Consider the following 15,911-nt stretch of genomic DNA (forward strand, 5'->3'; position numbering starts at 1 on the left):
TCACTGATGAAGTACGCCAGGTGCCCTTCGGGCAGCCAGTCTTGCAGTGCGTCGGGCAGCAGTCGCTGCTGTTGGGGTTCGTAGGGGAGGTAACTTGCGGCCATGCCCACAATTTACCAAGCCTTCGCGACCTCAGTGCGCTTCTGCCGCGCAAGCTCCTAGCGTGCAACACCTCCACACCAGGGATTCCAGCGCCGGGCCGCGACCCGCGCAGCCGTGGAGCCCCGGATTCACCCCCGCAGGGTGAAGACGCGAGGGTCTTCGCTCTTCAGCGCGGCAGGTCGATGTTCACCTGCCGGGCTCCGGCGGGTGGTGTGGGGAAGCCCTGCAGGGCCGCATCCAGCATGGCGCCCCAGAGTTCGGGGCTGCTGTTCCAGCGGCCGTCGTGGGCGGCGTGGGTTTCATAAACCACCTGGCCACTGTCTGCGTGGCGGACCAGCAGCGAGACCTTGCGCTGGTAGTAGGGCCAGTCCATGGGCATGAACATGTGGGTCCAGATCACCTGGCCGCTGCCGGTGACCACGTAGTCGCGACCCGCGAATCCGAAGCCACCCCAGCGCCGGTCCCAGGGACTCTCCCAGGGCGCATGCGGCAGGCGCAGCGTGGCGGCGCCGACCTGTACCGTCCAGACAGCGGGTGCGCCGCTGTCGGCCAGGGTCCAGCCGACCTTGCCCAGGGACGCCTGTGCGAGCCGTTCCAGCGCATCCTGGTCGGCGGCGGCCTGGCCTTGTTTCTGGGACGGCAGGCGGTCGAAACGGTAGGTCTGGGGAGCCTGCGGTACCGCGGCCAGCGGCTGGCCGCTGCGGGGGGCATCGCTCCAGCGCGGAAAACTTTCCACCGCGTTGTCCACCCGGTAGACGCTGGCGCAGCCGCCCAGCGCCAGCAGGCTCAAGGTGGCCAGCAGGCCGTGCCAGCGTCGGGTGGCGCGCTGCGGGACAGAGCTGGTGTGGGTTGGCATGGGCACGTCTCCTGTGCGGGGGTTGCGTCGCGCCCACATGGGCCCGGTTCCCCGGTTTCAGTGCGCGGCGATCGGTATGACCGCGCGGGCCGGCACTTCGTTCCCGGCTTCGTCGTCGGCCACGGGCGGGGCGGTATCGGGCAAAGGTTCTTCGTCGAACGCCTTGTCGCCGTTTTCATCGGCCTCGCCGGTGACCTTGATGCTCTCGAAGGGGAACAGCTGGCGGTCCATCAGGTGGCTGGGCACCACGTTCTGCAGCGCGGTGAGCATGTTCTCCAGCCGGCCCGGAAACTTCTTGTCCCAGTCGCGCAGCAGGTTGCCGACCTGCTTGCGCTGCAGGTTCTCCTGGCTGCCGCAGAGCGTGCAGGGGATGATGGGGAACTGCTTGACCTCGGCCCAGCGGATCAGGTCTTTTTCGGGCACGTAGGCCAGCGGCCGGATCACCATGAACTCGCCGTTGTCGCTGACCAGCTTGGCCGGCATGCCCTTGAGCTTGCCGCCGAAGAACATGTTGAGGAACAGCGTCTGCAGCATGTCGTCGCGGTGGTGGCCGAGCGCGATCTTGGTCGCGCCCAGCTCTTTGGCCACCCGGTACAGGATGCCGCGGCGCAGCCGGCTGCACAGGCTGCACATGGTCTTGCCTTCGGGGATCACCTTCTTGACGATGGAGTAGGTGTCCTGCGTCTCGATGTGGTGCTTCACGCCGAGCTTGGCCAGGTACTCGGGCAGGATGTGGTCGGGGAAACCGGGCTGCTTCTGGTCGAGGTTGACCGCGATGATCTCGAAGTTGATCGGCGCACGCGCCTGCAGCTTCAGCAGGATGTCGAGCAGACCGTAGCTGTCCTTGCCGCCCGAGACGCAGACCATCACGCGGTCGCCCTCTTCGATCATGTTGAAGTCGACGATGGCGCGGCCGACTTCACGGCACAGCCGCTTTTCCAGCTTGTGGTTCTCGTGGGCGAGTTTTTCAGGATTCATGTTCAAGTCTCGTTTCATTTCCAGTCCGCGCCGGGGATGATGCGTTTCATGAACGCGTCAAACATCGGCACGGTGAAGGCCGTGTCGCCGTGGTTGGGGCTCCAGACCATGCCTTTGCCGATCAGCGCACTGCGCGTGGGGGCCAGCGACGACACCTTTTCGTTCAGGCAGTCGGCGATGTCGCCCGACCGGTGCGGGCCTTCGCCAAGTTCCGCCATGGCCCGCAGGTACTTTTTTTCCTTCGGCGTGCAGCGGTCGAAACGCACCCGGAAAAAGCCCTCATCCAGACCGGCGATGGCCGTGACGCTGGCCTTGCGGACGGCGTCGATGTCGATCGGGCTGGTGTCGGCCGCCAGCCAGGTGTGGCTGCCCCAGGCTTGCAGGAAGTAGGCGTAGCCCTGCGTCACGCGCAGGATCTCGGCCAGCGCTTCGGGCGTGATGGCGACGCCTTCGTCCAGCAGCGGTTTTTCAATGGCCTGCGCCGCGTCTTCCGGCGCCAGGGCGCCGATGAACGGGAAGTCGAACAGGCGCTCGGCGTAGGACTTGGAATTGCCCATGAGCCCGCGCAGCTGGGGCAGGCCGGCGCCGACCAGCACGACCGGCAACCGGCGCTGTTCGGTGCGGTGCATGGCGGTGATGAGGGCGGCGAGCTGCTCTTCGGGCACGTACTGCAGCTCGTCGATGAAGAGGGCCAGTGCCGTGCCCGCCGCCTTGGCGGCCAGCCCGGCCTGCTCCAGCAGCGCCTGCAGGTCGTGTTCGAGGTCGCCGTTGTCGGCCAGGCCGGGTTCGGGCTCATAGTCGATGCCGACCTCAATGTCGTTGTAGGTCACTTTGAGCCGCCTGGCGAAACCGGCCAGCGCCCGCAGGCCGCGGATGGCGAAGTCCTTGGCCGCGTCGAGCTGGCTCAGGCGCAACAAGGCCTGGCGCAGCTGCGGAGCCAGCAGGGCCGGCAGCGAGCGCCCTTCCGGCGCTTCCAGCCGCACGGTGTGGATGCCGGCGGCCTCGGCGTCGTCGCGCATGCGGTCGAGCAGCACGGTTTTTCCCACCCCGCGCAGCCCCACCAGCATCGCGCTCTTGGCGGGGCGCCCGATCCGGGCGCGCTCCAGGGCAATGTGGACGGATTCGATCAGCGTGCCCCGACCGGCCAGCTCCGGCGGCGGTGTGCCCGCGCCGGGGGCGAAGGGATTTCGGATCGGGTTCATGGGTGGATGATACTGAAGTTTGTCAAATTATAAAAAATCAGTAACTTTTCAAACTTCGCTTGATTTGAAGAGGTGGTGTGGTGTCCACCCCTTCACCACTGTCCGCTTTCCATGCGGATCGCCACTTCGCAGTCGTCAAAAATCTCCAGCTTGGCGATCTTCACGCGCACGCCGATCACGCCCGGCAGCAGCATCAGGCGGCGCGTGAGCTTGCCGATCAGGCTCTCCAGCAGGTTCACGTGATCGGCGGTGCACTCGTCGATGATGATCTGGCGCACCTTGCGGTAGTCGAGCACGTGGGAGATGTCGTCGTCGTGCGGCAGCAGCGGCTGGCTGCCCTGGTTGAGTTCGGCGTCCACCTGGATCGGTTGCGGGCTGGTCTTTTCGTGGTCCAGGATGCCGAGGTTGGCGTCGAAACGCAGGCCGGTGAGGGCCAGGATCTGGGTGCCGGCCTGCGGCGCGTGGGGTGTGGTCATGGGTCTGGGCCAGGGTGGCCTGGTTTACATCAGCGAAAAGTCGCGTTCGAAGCGCATCAGATGCTGGCCGCCGTCGACCAGCAGCGTGGTGCCTGTGATGGAGCGGTTGGCCAGCGCAAAGGCCACGGTCGCGGCCACATCCCCGGGCGTGGACGAGCGGCCGAGCGGCGACTGGCGGTGCAGCTCGGCGAACTTCTGGTCGCTCAGCAGGTGGCTGGTGAGCGTGAGCCCGGGCGCCACGCCGACCACGCGCACGCGCGGCGCCAGCGCCAGTGCCAGCATGGTGTTGGCGGCTTCGAGTGCGGCCTTGGACAGGGTGTAGCTGAAAAAATCGGGGTTCTGGTTCCAGAGCTTCTGGTCCAGCAGGTTGACCACGGCGCCGTCGCGGTCGCCGGTCATCAGGTGGGTGTGCAGCGCCTGCGCCAGCAGGATGGCCGAGCCGGTGTTGGCGCGCAGGTGCGTTTCCATCGCCGCGAAGCCGAAGTTTTGAGCGCTGTCATGCTCGAACAGCGAGGCGTTGTTGACCACCGCGTCGACCCGGCCGAAACGCGCCACCACGGCGGGCAGCAGTGCCCGCACACTGGACTCGTCACCGAGATCGGCGCAGAAGGACGCGGCGCTGCCGGTGCGGCCGCTGAGCGCATCGCAGTCGGCGGCGGTCTGCCGCGCTTCGTCCACCGACAGCCGGTGGTGCACCGCCACGTTCCAGCCAGCGCGCGCCAGTGTGAGCGCGATCTCGCGGCCCAGGCGCTTGCCCGCGCCGGTGACCAGCACGGTGCGCGCAGCGGAGGTTTCGGTGGGGGAGGTGCTGGGCATGTCGGACCGTCTCGGATAATGGGCGGGTGAACACCGAATCTGTGAGCGAACCGTCAAGTTTAACGAGGGCCCTGCTGGCGCGCCTGAGCGAGGCCATCCGCGCGGCGGGCGGCTGGCTGCCGTTTGACCGTTTCATGGCCATGGCGCTGTACGAGCCGGGGCTGGGTTATTACGCCAACCAGAATCCCAAATTCGGCCAGATGCCGGCGGGCGTGGCCGGGCAGGGCAGCGACTTCGTGACCGCACCCGAGCTCACCCCCTTGTTTGGGCACACGCTGGCGCGCCAGGTGGCGCAGGCGCTGGCTGCGACCGGCACGGATGAAGTGTGGGAGTTTGGCGCCGGCACCGGCGCGCTCGCGCTGCAGGTGCTGGACGCGCTGACCGCGCTGAGCCAGGCGCCGCGGCGCTACACCATCGTCGATCTCTCGGGCAGCCTGCGCGAACGCCAGCGCGCCACGCTGGCGAAACATGCGGACCGTGTGCGCTGGATCGATCAACTTCCCGAGCAACTGGAAGGCGTGGTGCTGGGCAACGAGGTGCTCGACGCGATGCCGGTGCAACTGCTGCGCCGCGTGGGCGGGCAGGCCGAGGGTGTCTGGCACGAGCGCGGCGTGGCGCTCGACGATGGCGGCGCGCTGGTCTGGGCCGAGCGCCCCACGCCGTTGCGCCCGCCGCTGGACATCGAGGGTCCGCACGACTACCTGACCGAGGTCCACCCGCAGGCCGAGGCCTTCATCCGCACGCTGGCCGACCGGCTGCAGCGCGGCGCGGCGTTTTTCATCGACTACGGTTTTCCCGAAACCGAGTACTACCACCCGCAGCGCCACATGGGCACGCTGATCTGCCACCGCGCGCACCAGAGCGACGACAACCCGCTGGCCGACGTGGGCGAAAAGGACATCACCGCGCACGTCAACTTCACCGGCACTGCGCTGGCCGCGCAGGACGCTGGCATGAGCGTGCTGGGCTACACCAGCCAGGGCCGCTTCCTGATCAACGCCGGCTTGCTGGAGGTGGCGAAAGACGCCGGCGCGCGCGAGAACGCCATGCTGGGCAAGCTCGTGAACGAACACGAGATGGGCGAGCTGTTCAAGGTGCTGGCGCTGGCGCCGGCCACCAGTGCAGAAGGCTGGTCGCCAGTGGGTTTTTCCACGGGTGACCGCACGCACAGGCTTTGATCGGACAACCATGATCCGCTGGATGATCGTCATCTTCCTGGCCCTGCTGCTGATCAGCTGGTTCACGCCGCTGCTGCACAAGCTGGGCTTCGGCAAGCTGCCGGGCGACATCCGCTTCAAGGCGTTTGGGCGCGAGTGGTTCCTGCCGATCACCACCACCATCCTGCTGAGCTTCGTGGCCAGCCTGATCGGCCAGCTCATCTGATCATCCTGATACCCCACAGGGTGTCTTGAAATCGGCCAATGGGCATCCATCTGCGGACCAACCCGTCTGGAGCCTGAAACATGTCCACCGATTCCCTGCACATCGTCTGCCCCCACTGCCACACCACCAACCGCATCGCCCGCGACGATCTGGCGGCCGCGCCCGACTGCGGCAAATGCCACCAGCCCCTGTTCACCGGCCACCCGGTGGCGCTGGACGAAGCGGCGTTCGAGAAACACATCGCGCGCTCGCAGGTGCCGGTGCTGGTGGATTTCTGGGCGCCCTGGTGCGGCCCCTGCCGCGCGATGGCGCCGGCGTTTGAGCAGGCGGCGCAGCAGCTGGAGCCCGGCATGCGCCTGGCCAAGGTGAACACCGAAGAAGCGCAGAGCCTGGCCGCACGCTTCAACATCCGCAGCATCCCCACGCTGGCGCTGTTCGTGAACGGCCGCGAGGTGGCGCGACAGCCCGGCGCCATGGGTGCGGCCGACATCGTGCGCTGGGCGCGTTCGCAGCGCGTCTGACCGCTGGCGCGACGGCCGTGGCGGCCCCGGTGGCAAAGCCGTTCCACCCACTCTGACAGCCGTGCAACTGAGTTACATGCCCGGTATGATCCGCCCCACTTCGCACCGGGGCCGTCATGGGGTACTGTTGCGGACCGACTTTGTGGACCTGATCAGATGCCGAATCCGACCAACGGACTCCTCCGCGCCCGACTGCTCGCCGACGTGGGCGGCACCAACGCCCGTTTCGCCTGGCAGGCCGGGCCGGGTGAGCCCATCACCGACGTGCGCGTGCTGCCCTGCGCGGACCACGCCACCCTGCAGGAAGCGATCCGCGTCTACCTGAACGACCTCGGGCGCGGCACGCCGGACGCGGTGGCGATCGCCATCGCCAACCCGATCACCGGCGACCAGATCCGCATGACCAACCACCACTGGTCGTTTTCGCAGTCGGCGCTGAAGGCCGAGTTCGGCTTCATCACGCTGCGCCTGCTCAACGACTTCACCGCACTGGCGCTGGCGCTGCCCGACCTGCCGGCGGCGGAGCTGCGACCGGTGGGTGGTGGCGTGGCACGGCCGGGCGCGGCGATCGGCCTGGTCGGCGCCGGCACCGGGCTGGGTGTGTCGGGCCTGCTGCCGAACGGATTTGGCGGCTGGGTGCCGCTGGAAGGCGAGGGCGGCCACGTCACGCTGCCGGCCGTGACCGCGCGCGAACGTCTGGTGATGGACGGCCTGGCGCGCCGCTACGGCCGTTGTTCGGCCGAGCGCGTGTGTTGCGGTCAAGGTCTGCTCGACACCTACGGCCTGTTCTGCCAGGCCGACGGCGTGGCGCCGGGCGGTGTGGCGAGTCCGGCCGGCGTGAGCGAGGCGGCCCTGCAGGCCGGTCACCCGCAGGCGCTGGAAGCGCTGCACATCTTCTGCGCCATGCTGGGCTCGGTGGCGGGCAACCTGGCGCTCACGCTGGGTGCGCGCGGCGGGGTCTACATCGGTGGCGGCATCGTGCCGCGGCTGGGCGCCTGGTTCGAGGGCTCGCCGTTCCGCGCGCGTTTCGAGGCCAAGGGCCGGTTCCGCGGCCTGCTGGCCGACATTCCCGTGTGGGTGATCACTTCCCGACAGTCTCCGGCGCTCATGGGCGCTGCGCGCGCGCTGGACGGCTTGAACCTGAAAAACGGCGCTTGACCGATCTTTGGCCTCCTCGGCCGGCGCGGGTCCGAATCACAGGCGTGGCAGCGTGCCCGCGCCCAGCATGGCGCGAGGCTGTTCAGGCCGTTTCGAGCGGGCGCACCTGGAACGCGGGTGCCTTGCCGGCGTGGTCCTGACCGGCGTACACGGTGAGGTGCGGGTAGGGGATCTCGATGCCGGCGGCATCGAAGGCGGCCTTCAGGCGGCGCAGGTATTCGCGTTTCACGTTCCACTGCTCCAGCGGCAGGCAACGAAAGCGGCAGCGGATCACCACCGCCGAGTCGGCCCAGCGCTCGACGCCGGCGATCTCCAGGTCGTCGGTGATGCTGGCGCCGAGGATCGGGTCGGTGCGCATGGCCCGGGCCACCTCAGCCATGACCCGCATCACCTCGTCCACGTTCTCGCGGTAGGCCACGCCGATGTCCATGACCGCGTTGCTGAAGCCGCGCGTCATGTTGATCACGGTGCTGATGTGGCCGTTGGGCACGTAGTGCACGTTGCCGTCGTAGTCGCGCAGCTGCACGTAGCGCAGCGTGATCACCTCCACCATGCCGGCGTGTTCCCCCAGCTTGACCACATCACCCTGCCGGATCTGGTTTTCCAGCAGGATGAAGAAGCCGGTGAAAAAATCCTTGACCAGACTCTGGGCACCAAAACCCACCGCCAGACCGACCACGCCAGCCGCCCCCAGGATGGGCGCCACCGACACCCCCAGCTCGGAGAGCACCAGCATGCCGGCGATCAGGCTCACCACCACCCCGACCAGGTAGCGGAACACACGGCCCAGGGTTTCGGCGCGTTTGGTGGACTCGCGGTCGTCCATGCGGCTGGCGATGCGTATGCGCAGCGTGCGTATGCCGCGCTGCAGGATGGCGACCAGCAGCCAGGCGGCGATGAGGATGAGGGTCACCCGCAGCAGCGTGGTGGCGGCGCTGCCCAGGCTGATCCACCAGCGGGTGGCGAGGTCCAGGATGTTGCCGTTCATGGTTTTTTCTCCAGAAGGGGCGTGAAAAAAAAGCAGGGCGGCGCCCGCCGCCCGGCGGGCACCGCCCTGGGTCGGATCAGGCTGCCGAAACGGCGTTGAGTGCGTTCAGGAAGCGCTGGCGCCACCAGTGCACGTCCTGTTCGCGGACGTTTTGCAGCAGCGCCTGGTGGCGCCGCTGGCGTTCTTCCAGCGGCATCTGCAGCGCGCGCTGCATGGTCTCGGCCGTGCGGGTGGTGTCGTAGGGGTTCACCAGCAGGGCGTCCCGCATCTGCTCCGCCGCCCCGGCGAAGCGTGACAGCACCAGCACGCCCGGGTCTTCGGGGTCCTGCGCGGCGATGAACTCCTTGGCCACCAGGTTCATGCCGTCGCGCAGGGGCGTCACCAGCGCCACGCTGGCCGCGCGGTACAGGCCGGGCAGGCGCTTGCGTGCCACGCTGCGGTGGATGTAACGCACCGGCATCCAGTCGAGTTCGCCGAAGTCACCATTGACCGAACCACACAGGCTCTCCAGCTCCTGGCGCAGAGCGGCGTAGGCATCGACCGACTCGCGGCTGGGTGCCGCGATCTGGATCAGCGTGGCGCTGCCGAGGTTTTCCGGGTAGTTCTGCAGCAACTGGCGAAAGGCCTTGATGCGCTGCGGCAGACCCTTGGAGTAGTCCATGCGCTCCACGCCCAGCAACAGGCGCCGGCGTGAGTATTCGTCGCGCATCTGCTCGTACATGTCGATCGCGTCCTGGCCCCGACCGAGGGCCGTGAACTCGTCCACGTCGATACCGATCGGGAAGGCCTGCACCTGCAGGGTTTTGCCAAAGGCCCGGAACTCGTGTTCGCCCAGGATGTCGGCCGAGGTTTCGGTGCCCACGTAGCGCGAAAAATGGGCCACGTCGGCCTCGCTCTGGAAACCCACCAGGTCGTAGGCGAACAGCGAGCGCATCAGCCACTCGTGCTCCGGAACGGCGGCCAGCATCAGGGGCGGCGGCAGGGGGATGTGCAGGAAGAAGCCCATGCGCTGCTGGCAGCCCATGTTGCGCAGCTCGGCGGCCAGCGGGATCATGTGGTAGTCGTGCACCCAGATCACGTCGTCGGGCCGCAGCATCGCCGCCAGCTTGTGCGCGAACATCTGGTTGACACGCCGGTAGCCGCCGATGAAACCGGCGTCGAAATCGGCCAGGTCGAGCCGGTAGTGGAACACCGGCCAGAGCACCCCGTTGCTGTAGCCCAGGTAGTAGCTGTCGTGGTCTTCGCGGCTCAGGTCCACCGTGGCCAGCTGCACCGGGCCGGCGGTCTGCAGGTGGACGTCGCCCTCGCCGGGCGTTCCACCTTCCACCACCTTGCCACTCCAGCCGAACCAGAGTCCGCCCGAGGCCTGCAGCGCCTGGCCGAGCGCCACGGCCAGTCCGCCCGAGGCGGTCTTGCGCGGGTCGGCGACCCGGTTGGAAACGACGACGAGTCTGCCCATTTAAATCACCGTGTCCCAGGCCGCCGAGAGGCGAACGGCCGCGTTGATGATGCCCACCATCGAATAGGTCTGGGGGTAGTTGCCCCACATCTCGCCCGTGGTGGCGTGGGTGTCTTCGGAGAGCATGCCCAGCGGGTTGCGCGCCTTGAGCATGGTCTCGAAGATGGCGCGGGCTTCTTCCACGCGGCCGATGCGCGCGAGCGCGTCGATGCGCCAGAAGGTACAGATGTTGAACGCGGTTTCGGGCGTGCCGAAGTCGTCGGCCGCTTCGTAGCGCCGCATGTAGGGGCCGTCGCACAGGTGTTTCTCCAGCGCGTCAAGGGTGGCGATGAAGCGCGGGTCCATCGGATCGATGAAACCGACTTCGGCCATCAGCAGCACGCTGGCGTCGAGGTCGCGCCCGCCGAAGCTCTCGGCAAAGGCCTGGCGTTCCTCGCTCCACGATTCGCGCAGGATGCGCGCGCGCATGCCTTCGGCGTGTTTCTGCCAGTAGGCGGCGCGCTCGGCCTGTTGCAGCGTCTGCGCGATCTTGGCCAGCCGGTCGCAGGCGGCCCAGCACATCAGCGCCGACGAGGTGTGCACGCGGGCCCGCGTGCGCAGTTCCCACATGCCGGCGTCGGGCTGGTCGAAGATGCGAACCGCCTTCTCGCCGACCGATTCGAGCCGCTCGAACTCGGCCAGGCCCGCCGGGTTGAGCAGACGCCGGTCGTGAAACGCCTGGGCCGCGCCGAGCACGATGTTGCCGTAGACGTCGTGCTGGAAATGCTCGAACGCCTGGTTGCCCACGCGCACCGGGCCCATGCCGCGGTACCCCGGGAGCCGTTCGCAGATGCGCTCGGTCAGTTCACGCTCCAGCCCGATGCCGAACAGCGGCTGCACATGGCCGCCGTTGGCGCCCACCACCACGTTGGACAACCAGCCCAGGTAGTCTTCCATGGTGCCGACCTCGGCCAGGCTGTTGAGCGCGCGCACCACGAAGAACGCGTCACGCAGCCAGCAGTAGCGGTAGTCCCAGTTGCGCTGCGTGCCCGGTGCTTCGGGGATGCTGGTGGTCATGGCCGCGACGATGGCGCCGGTGTCCTCGAACATCGAGAGCTTGAGCGTGATGGCGGCGCGGATGACCGCGTCCTGCCACTCCAGCGGCAGCGCCAGGCGCTGGCTCCAGCCGCGCCAGTAGGCCAGGGTTTCCTGTTCGAAATGCCGCGCCGTGTCGCCGATGCCGCCCTCCAGGGTCTCGTCGGGGCCGAACAGGAAGTTGAGTTCGCGCGTGAGCAGAAACGGCTGGTGGGCCAGCACGTGGGAGATGGAAGCGTCGGTGTGCAGCCGCAGCGTCTGCTGGTCACCGACGTAGCGGATGTGGTTGCTGCCCGAGGTGATGGTGGGTGTCTGGGCGCCCCAGTCGAAGCGGGGGGTGAGCCGCACACGGATGCGGGGTGCACCCTGGAGCGGACGCACGCGGCGCACCAGCATGGTGGGGCGGAAATAGCGCCCGCGCGAGGGAAAGCGGGGCGCAAAGTCGGTGATGAGCAGGCCTTGCCCCTTCGTGTCCCACAACTCGGTGTGCAGCACGGCGGTGTTGGGGTCGTAGTACTGCCGTGTCTTGTCCAGGTGTTCGATGTCGATGGCAAAAGCGCCCGCACCGTCTTCGCTACCGAGCAGCGCGTGAAACACCGGATCGCCATCAAAACGGGGCAGGCAACTCCAGACCACGCGCCCATGCGGATCGATCAGGGCGCTGAAGGCGCAATTGCCCACCACACCAAGGGACAGGGACGGGGCTGCGGGCGCCGCAAAACCGGTGTGGCCGGTGAGGTCGGTGGCGGCGGTCGGAGGGTTCATCGCAATGTTGTTGTTGTGTCGGGGATGTTCCGGGTGGCGTCCCTCAGCCACTGGTGCAGGGCCTGCGGGTGGGCGATGCGGTGGGTGGCGCAGCTCGGGCCTTCGCCCACCTTGATGCCCCAGCCGCCGAGCCGCTGTACCACGTCAAAGCCGGACTCGTCGGTCACGTCATCGCCGGCAAATACCGGCTGGCGCCCTTTGAAAGGAGGCTCGGCCATGAAGGCGGCAATGGCCAGGCCCTTGCCCACATGGGCGGACTTGACTTCCACCACGGCCTTGCCACGCAGCAGTTGCAGATCCGGGTCGTGCCGGATGGCGGCCGTCATGACCGCGGTGCATTCGGCATCCAGTTCGGGTGCGAGCCGGAAGTGCAGGGCGACGGCGGTCTTCTTGTGTTCCACGAGCAGGCCCGGATGGTGGGCCGCCAGCGCCTGCGCCGCGGCCAGCACGGGACCCAGTTCGGGGCGCCGATCCGATGAGGTGGTGCCCTGCAACGAACGGCGCATCGCGCCGTGTTCGAAAGCCGCCGGCAACACCAGGGGTGAGAGAAACGGGTCGATATCCCCCTGCGCGCGGCCGGTGATCAGCGCCAGCGCGCCGCCCAGCTGGGTGTGCAGCTGTTTCAGCAGGTCCACGAGTTCGCGCGGAACCACCACCTCGTCGGGCCGGGGCGCCAGTTCGGCCAGTGTGCCGTCGAAATCCAGAAACAGGGCGCATGGCCCAACCAGCAGGCTTGGTAATGTGCTCATCAACCGTTGACCGTAACAGACCCGGTGCCGCTTGTCACACGACGGGCATTTGTCCGACCTGCTGGGTGAGGGACTTCGTGCGGGCTTGACGAGCCGGGTTTTTATTCATGACGTGCCGTGCGGCGCGCTTTCGCCCAGGGCTCTCGACACTTCGGCGACGCGCGCGCGGTGGATCAGGGCCCCCACGTCAGGGCCGGTCAATCCCCGGGACTGCGCCTGCGCGGCAATGTCCGCGGTGACCACCGAACGGGCCGCCTGCAGCGCGGGGAGCAGGCGTTCACGCTGCAGGTAGGCGTCGTCTGCGTGGCCGAGCCGGCCCCGCGCATCGCACTCGCAGGCCAGCACGATGTCCAGAAAACGGGCCGGTTTGCGGAAGGCATCGCAGCGTTCGAGCAGGCGGACCAGGGCCGCCGCGCCGAGGCCGGCACTGCGGTGGAGGTTGCCGTGTTCGCGCGCAACCACGTCAGCGAGTTCGCGGCATTCCACGGGCACGCGCCAGCGATCGCACACACCCCGCAGCAGCCGCGCGCTGCGCTCCTCGTGGCCGATGTGGCGCGGCAGCACGTCGGCGGGCGTGGTGCCCTTGCCGAGGTCGTGGCACAGGCAGGCAAAGCGCACCGGCAGCGAAGCACCGAGCAACGCGCTCATGTCGAGCACCATCATCAGGTGCACGCCGGTGTCGATCTCGGGGTGGTGGTCGGCGCGCTGCGGCACGCCCCAGAGCCGGTCCACTTCGGGCAGCAGGCGCACCAGCGCGCCGCAATCGCGCAGCACTTCGAACATGCGGCTGGGCCGCTGTTCCATGAGGCCGCGCGAGAGCTCCTGCCAGACGCGCTCGGCCACCAGGTGGTCCACCTCGCCGTGCTCCACCATCTGGCGCATCAGCGCCCGGGTTTCGGGGGCCACCGAAAAGTCGGGGAAGCGGGCGGCGAAGCGCGCGAGCCGCAGGATGCGCACCGGGTCTTCGGCGAAGGAATGGGTCACGTGGCGCAACACGCGGTCCCGCAGGTCGCGCTGGCCACCATGGGGGTCGATCAACCGGGCGCTCAGCGGGTCATCGGCTTCGCTGGCGGCCACCGCCATGGCGTTGATGGTGAGGTCGCGCCGGGCCAGATCGTCTTCGAGCGTGACGCCCGGGTCGGTGTGGAAGTGAAAGCCGTGGTAGCCGGGTGCGGTCTTGCGCTCGGTGCGGGCGAGCGCGTATTCCTCGCGGGTCTGCGGGTGCAGGAACACGGGAAAGTCGCGTCCGACGGGCAGGAAACCCTGCGCGGCCATGGCTTCGGGCGTGGCCCCGACGACCACCCAGTCGCGGTCGACATGGGCCGAATCAGGGGCGCCAGCGTCGCGCGCCATCCAGGCGTCACGCACGGCACCGCCCACGAGGTAAATGTCCATGGGCGGAGTTTAGATGGGAGCGATCACCGCCCCAGCCGGTAGGGTTCCTCGAAATCCAGGAAATCGTGTTCCGCCAGCGCGCCCTGTATCCAGGCCATCACACCCGGCAGCGCGGTGACCCGGTCCACGTAGGCCTGCAGGTCGGCGGGCAGTGGCAGGCCGTAGGTGCGGATGCGCATGCAGATCGGGGCGAAGGTGGCGTCGGCGATGCTGAAGTGGCCGAACAGCAGGGGCGCGCTGCTGTCGGGCATCTTCCCGGGCTGGGCCGCCAGCAGTTCGCCCCACAGGCCGCACAGCCGCGCCATGTCGGCGCGCACGGCCGCCTGGTCGCGCCAGATCAGGCGGCCGGTGTCGTGCAGCGCCGCTTCGATGTTCATGGGGCAGTGGCTGCGCAGCGCGCCAAAGCCGCTGTGCATCTCGGCGCAGACGCTGCGCGCGCGGGCACGGGCCTTCGGGTCGGCGGGCCAGAGCTGTTTTTCAGGAAACCGCTCGGCCAGGTATTCGGCGATCGCCAGCGTGTCCCACACCGCAAAACCGTCGTCCACCAGCACCGGCACCTTGCCCACCGGGCTGATGCCGCGCAGGGATTTCTTGAAGGCCGAGTTGTTTTCGAACGAGTCGAAGCGGACCATGATTTCTTCGAACGGGATGCCCGCCTGCGTCATCAGCACCCAGGGGCGCATGGACCAGGACGAGTAGTTCTTGTTGCCGATGTACAGCTGCAGTGCCATGAAGATCTCCGTCAATGGGCACCCATGGTAAGGCCGGCCCGCGAGGGGCATTGATGAAAAAAGGCCGTCCGGTTGATTCGGACGGCCCTGGGAATGGCCGGCTGATTCCGGGTGGGAATCAGGCGTATTTTTCGAGAATGCGCGTCGAACGCTCGACCTCGCGGAAGGTGGCGTCTTCGGAATCGGAGACCGCCACCGCCTCCATGACCGAGCAGGCCATCATGCGGTAGAAGGCCTTGTCCATGGCCTTGCGCGCGGCCGACATCTGCTGTGCCACGTCTTCACAGGGGCGGCCTTTTTCCACCATGTCGATGAGACCACGCACCTGGCCCTCGATGCGCTTGAGGCGGTTGATCACGTCGCGCTGGTGCTCCGACCGGTAGGCCGAGGCGGTCTGCGCGGTGGGGGTCTTGCTGGTTGCGGACTTCGGGGTGGTGGCTGCCATGGGGGTTCCTCTGGGTGGGGGCGTTGGTGAGAGTTTGCCAAAAAAACACACGCAAGTACCGATGGTCATCCCTGAGGCTGTGTTTATCTGCCTGAATACCCTACTCCCTAGGGTAGTCACCAATGACGGAACGCGCTCAGACGGCTAACTTTCGTTTCGTGGTGTTTTGATAAATATCAAGCACCCTGCAATGAACCATTCAACACAAGAGGATCCTTACATGCAAGTCTGGAAGCGCATTTCCATCGCCCTGGCCATGGGCATCACCGTGCTCGCCACCACCGGCTGCGGCACCATCTCCACCATGGGAAAGCTTGAAGAAGGTGCGGGATCCGAGGCTTCGCGCATGTGGGACCGCTGGGTGGAAGCCGATGGCGACATTGCGGTGGCCACCACCTGGGAAGCCAAGGTCAAGGCCGGCGTGAGCGCAAAAGACGTCGAGGAAATCCTGAAGATCGTGGCCGTGGAACGCAACATGCGCGATGTGGGTGTCCTGCCCCTGTCCAAGGAGCTGGAAGCCCGCTCCGGCAAGAAAGAAAAGCTGCTGACGGTGTATTCGTACTGCAGCCCGGCCACCGCCCGCAAGATGGTGGACTTCAGCCCGCACATGTCGGCCTACCTGCCTTGCCGCGTCAGCGTGGTTGAACACGATGACGGCAGCCTCTGGCTCTACACCCTGAACATGGACATGATGGTCAAGATGGGCCGCAAGCTGCCCTCGCCGTTGAAGGAAGAAGCCCAGGCCGTGCGCGACACCATCTGGGAAATGATGCAGCGCGCCTCCAAGGGCGAATTCTGACAGGGCTCCAAGTT

General features: G+C 67.4%; 17 protein-coding genes. 5 read left to right on the plus strand and 12 right to left on the minus strand.

From position 1 onward, the window contains the following. Window positions 1–268: 268 nt before the first annotated feature. From AC0GNO_RS22160 to AC0GNO_RS22180, 5 genes are all read right to left on the minus strand, one after another. Window positions 269–958, minus strand: a complete 690-nt coding sequence (locus tag AC0GNO_RS22160; protein ID WP_472905536.1) for a DUF4136 domain-containing protein — start codon at window positions 956–958, stop codon at window positions 269–271. Window positions 959–1,015: 57 nt separating this feature from the next. Next, on the minus strand, window positions 1,016–1,936 hold the full coding sequence (gene ttcA, locus AC0GNO_RS22165) for a tRNA 2-thiocytidine(32) synthetase TtcA (protein ID WP_472886990.1): 921 nt from the start codon (window positions 1,934–1,936) through the stop codon (window positions 1,016–1,018). A 14-nt stretch (window positions 1,937–1,950) separates the two neighbouring features. After that, window positions 1,951–3,138, minus strand: coding sequence for an AAA family ATPase (locus tag AC0GNO_RS22170; protein WP_472905537.1), 1,188 nt, complete (start codon window positions 3,136–3,138; stop codon window positions 1,951–1,953). Window positions 3,139–3,230: 92 nt separating this feature from the next. Continuing rightward, on the minus strand, window positions 3,231–3,614 hold the full coding sequence (locus AC0GNO_RS22175; RefSeq protein ID WP_472886992.1) for a dihydroneopterin aldolase: 384 nt from the start codon (window positions 3,612–3,614) through the stop codon (window positions 3,231–3,233). A gap of 24 nt (window positions 3,615–3,638) precedes the next feature. Next, window positions 3,639–4,430, minus strand: a complete 792-nt coding sequence (locus AC0GNO_RS22180; protein ID WP_472905538.1) for an SDR family oxidoreductase — start codon at window positions 4,428–4,430, stop codon at window positions 3,639–3,641. Between the two features lie 26 nt (window positions 4,431–4,456). Between AC0GNO_RS22180 and AC0GNO_RS22185 the strand changes: the two genes are divergently transcribed. From AC0GNO_RS22185 to glk, 4 genes are all read left to right on the plus strand, one after another. Next, entirely contained in the window at window positions 4,457–5,608 is a 1,152-nt protein-coding gene (locus AC0GNO_RS22185; RefSeq protein WP_472905539.1) for a class I SAM-dependent methyltransferase, read from the plus strand. 10 nt (window positions 5,609–5,618) lie between these two features. Continuing rightward, complete coding sequence (locus tag AC0GNO_RS22190; RefSeq protein WP_472886995.1) at window positions 5,619–5,813, plus strand: DUF2905 domain-containing protein; 195 nt, start codon at window positions 5,619–5,621, stop codon at window positions 5,811–5,813. A gap of 80 nt (window positions 5,814–5,893) precedes the next feature. Further along, on the plus strand, window positions 5,894–6,334 hold the full coding sequence (gene trxC / locus AC0GNO_RS22195) for a thioredoxin TrxC (protein WP_472905540.1): 441 nt from the start codon (window positions 5,894–5,896) through the stop codon (window positions 6,332–6,334). Between the two features lie 156 nt (window positions 6,335–6,490). Next, window positions 6,491–7,492 (plus strand): glucokinase, encoded by a 1,002-nt coding sequence (glk, locus tag AC0GNO_RS22200; RefSeq protein WP_472905541.1) that lies wholly within the window; start codon window positions 6,491–6,493, stop codon window positions 7,490–7,492. A gap of 82 nt (window positions 7,493–7,574) precedes the next feature. On the opposite strand, the gene AC0GNO_RS22205 is transcribed toward glk, so the two are convergent. The 7 genes from AC0GNO_RS22205 to AC0GNO_RS22235 form a co-directional block, all read right to left on the minus strand. Continuing rightward, the gene (locus tag AC0GNO_RS22205) at window positions 7,575–8,480 is read right to left on the minus strand and encodes a mechanosensitive ion channel family protein (RefSeq protein WP_472886998.1); all 906 of its coding nucleotides are present in this window, start codon (window positions 8,478–8,480) and stop codon (window positions 7,575–7,577) included. A 76-nt stretch (window positions 8,481–8,556) separates the two neighbouring features. Then, window positions 8,557–9,939 carry an alpha,alpha-trehalose-phosphate synthase (UDP-forming) gene (gene otsA / locus AC0GNO_RS22210; protein ID WP_472886999.1) on the minus strand — a complete coding sequence of 461 codons (1,383 nt, stop codon included), beginning with the start codon at window positions 9,937–9,939 and terminating at the stop codon, window positions 8,557–8,559. Then, window positions 9,940–11,778, minus strand: coding sequence for a glycoside hydrolase family 15 protein (locus tag AC0GNO_RS22215; protein ID WP_472905542.1), 1,839 nt, complete (start codon window positions 11,776–11,778; stop codon window positions 9,940–9,942). It abuts the gene before it with no gap. Next, the gene (otsB, locus tag AC0GNO_RS22220; RefSeq protein WP_472905543.1) at window positions 11,775–12,527 is read right to left on the minus strand and encodes a trehalose-phosphatase; all 753 of its coding nucleotides are present in this window, start codon (window positions 12,525–12,527) and stop codon (window positions 11,775–11,777) included. Before otsB ends, AC0GNO_RS22215 begins: the two co-directional genes overlap by 4 nt. Window positions 12,528–12,632: 105 nt before the next feature. Next, window positions 12,633–13,922 (minus strand): multifunctional CCA addition/repair protein, encoded by a 1,290-nt coding sequence (locus tag AC0GNO_RS22225; RefSeq protein ID WP_472905544.1) that lies wholly within the window; start codon window positions 13,920–13,922, stop codon window positions 12,633–12,635. Window positions 13,923–13,945: 23 nt separating this feature from the next. Continuing rightward, window positions 13,946–14,653 (minus strand): glutathione S-transferase family protein, encoded by a 708-nt coding sequence (locus tag AC0GNO_RS22230; protein ID WP_472905545.1) that lies wholly within the window; start codon window positions 14,651–14,653, stop codon window positions 13,946–13,948. A 118-nt stretch (window positions 14,654–14,771) separates the two neighbouring features. Further along, window positions 14,772–15,098 carry a metal-sensitive transcriptional regulator gene (locus AC0GNO_RS22235; RefSeq protein WP_305361258.1) on the minus strand — a complete coding sequence of 109 codons (327 nt, stop codon included), beginning with the start codon at window positions 15,096–15,098 and terminating at the stop codon, window positions 14,772–14,774. A 220-nt stretch (window positions 15,099–15,318) separates the two neighbouring features. Here AC0GNO_RS22235 and AC0GNO_RS22240 point away from each other — a divergent pair, with 220 nt between their 5' ends. Next, entirely contained in the window at window positions 15,319–15,897 is a 579-nt protein-coding gene (locus tag AC0GNO_RS22240; RefSeq protein WP_472887005.1) for a DUF302 domain-containing protein, read from the plus strand. Window positions 15,898–15,911: the final 14 nt, after the last annotated feature.

Source organism: Hydrogenophaga sp. L310 (assembly GCF_055703065.1).

Coding starts and splice junctions, on each gene's coding strand:
- AC0GNO_RS22225 (WP_472905544.1), bottom strand. CDS start 13,922: ATGGACATTTACCTCGTGGGCGGTGCCGTGCGTGACGCCTGGATGGCG.
- trxC (WP_472905540.1), top strand. CDS start 5,894: ATGTCCACCGATTCCCTGCACATCGTCTGCCCCCACTGCCACACCACC.
- glk (WP_472905541.1), top strand. CDS start 6,491: ATGCCGAATCCGACCAACGGACTCCTCCGCGCCCGACTGCTCGCCGAC.
- AC0GNO_RS22235 (WP_305361258.1), bottom strand. CDS start 15,098: ATGGCAGCCACCACCCCGAAGTCCGCAACCAGCAAGACCCCCACCGCG.
- AC0GNO_RS22160 (WP_472905536.1), bottom strand. CDS start 958: ATGCCAACCCACACCAGCTCTGTCCCGCAGCGCGCCACCCGACGCTGG.
- AC0GNO_RS22240 (WP_472887005.1), top strand. CDS start 15,319: ATGCAAGTCTGGAAGCGCATTTCCATCGCCCTGGCCATGGGCATCACC.
- AC0GNO_RS22190 (WP_472886995.1), top strand. CDS start 5,619: ATGATCCGCTGGATGATCGTCATCTTCCTGGCCCTGCTGCTGATCAGC.
- ttcA (WP_472886990.1), bottom strand. CDS start 1,936: ATGAATCCTGAAAAACTCGCCCACGAGAACCACAAGCTGGAAAAGCGG.
- AC0GNO_RS22205 (WP_472886998.1), bottom strand. CDS start 8,480: ATGAACGGCAACATCCTGGACCTCGCCACCCGCTGGTGGATCAGCCTG.
- AC0GNO_RS22170 (WP_472905537.1), bottom strand. CDS start 3,138: ATGAACCCGATCCGAAATCCCTTCGCCCCCGGCGCGGGCACACCGCCG.
- AC0GNO_RS22215 (WP_472905542.1), bottom strand. CDS start 11,778: ATGAACCCTCCGACCGCCGCCACCGACCTCACCGGCCACACCGGTTTT.
- otsB (WP_472905543.1), bottom strand. CDS start 12,527: ATGAGCACATTACCAAGCCTGCTGGTTGGGCCATGCGCCCTGTTTCTG.
- AC0GNO_RS22180 (WP_472905538.1), bottom strand. CDS start 4,430: ATGCCCAGCACCTCCCCCACCGAAACCTCCGCTGCGCGCACCGTGCTG.
- AC0GNO_RS22230 (WP_472905545.1), bottom strand. CDS start 14,653: ATGGCACTGCAGCTGTACATCGGCAACAAGAACTACTCGTCCTGGTCC.
- otsA (WP_472886999.1), bottom strand. CDS start 9,939: ATGGGCAGACTCGTCGTCGTTTCCAACCGGGTCGCCGACCCGCGCAAG.
- AC0GNO_RS22175 (WP_472886992.1), bottom strand. CDS start 3,614: ATGACCACACCCCACGCGCCGCAGGCCGGCACCCAGATCCTGGCCCTC.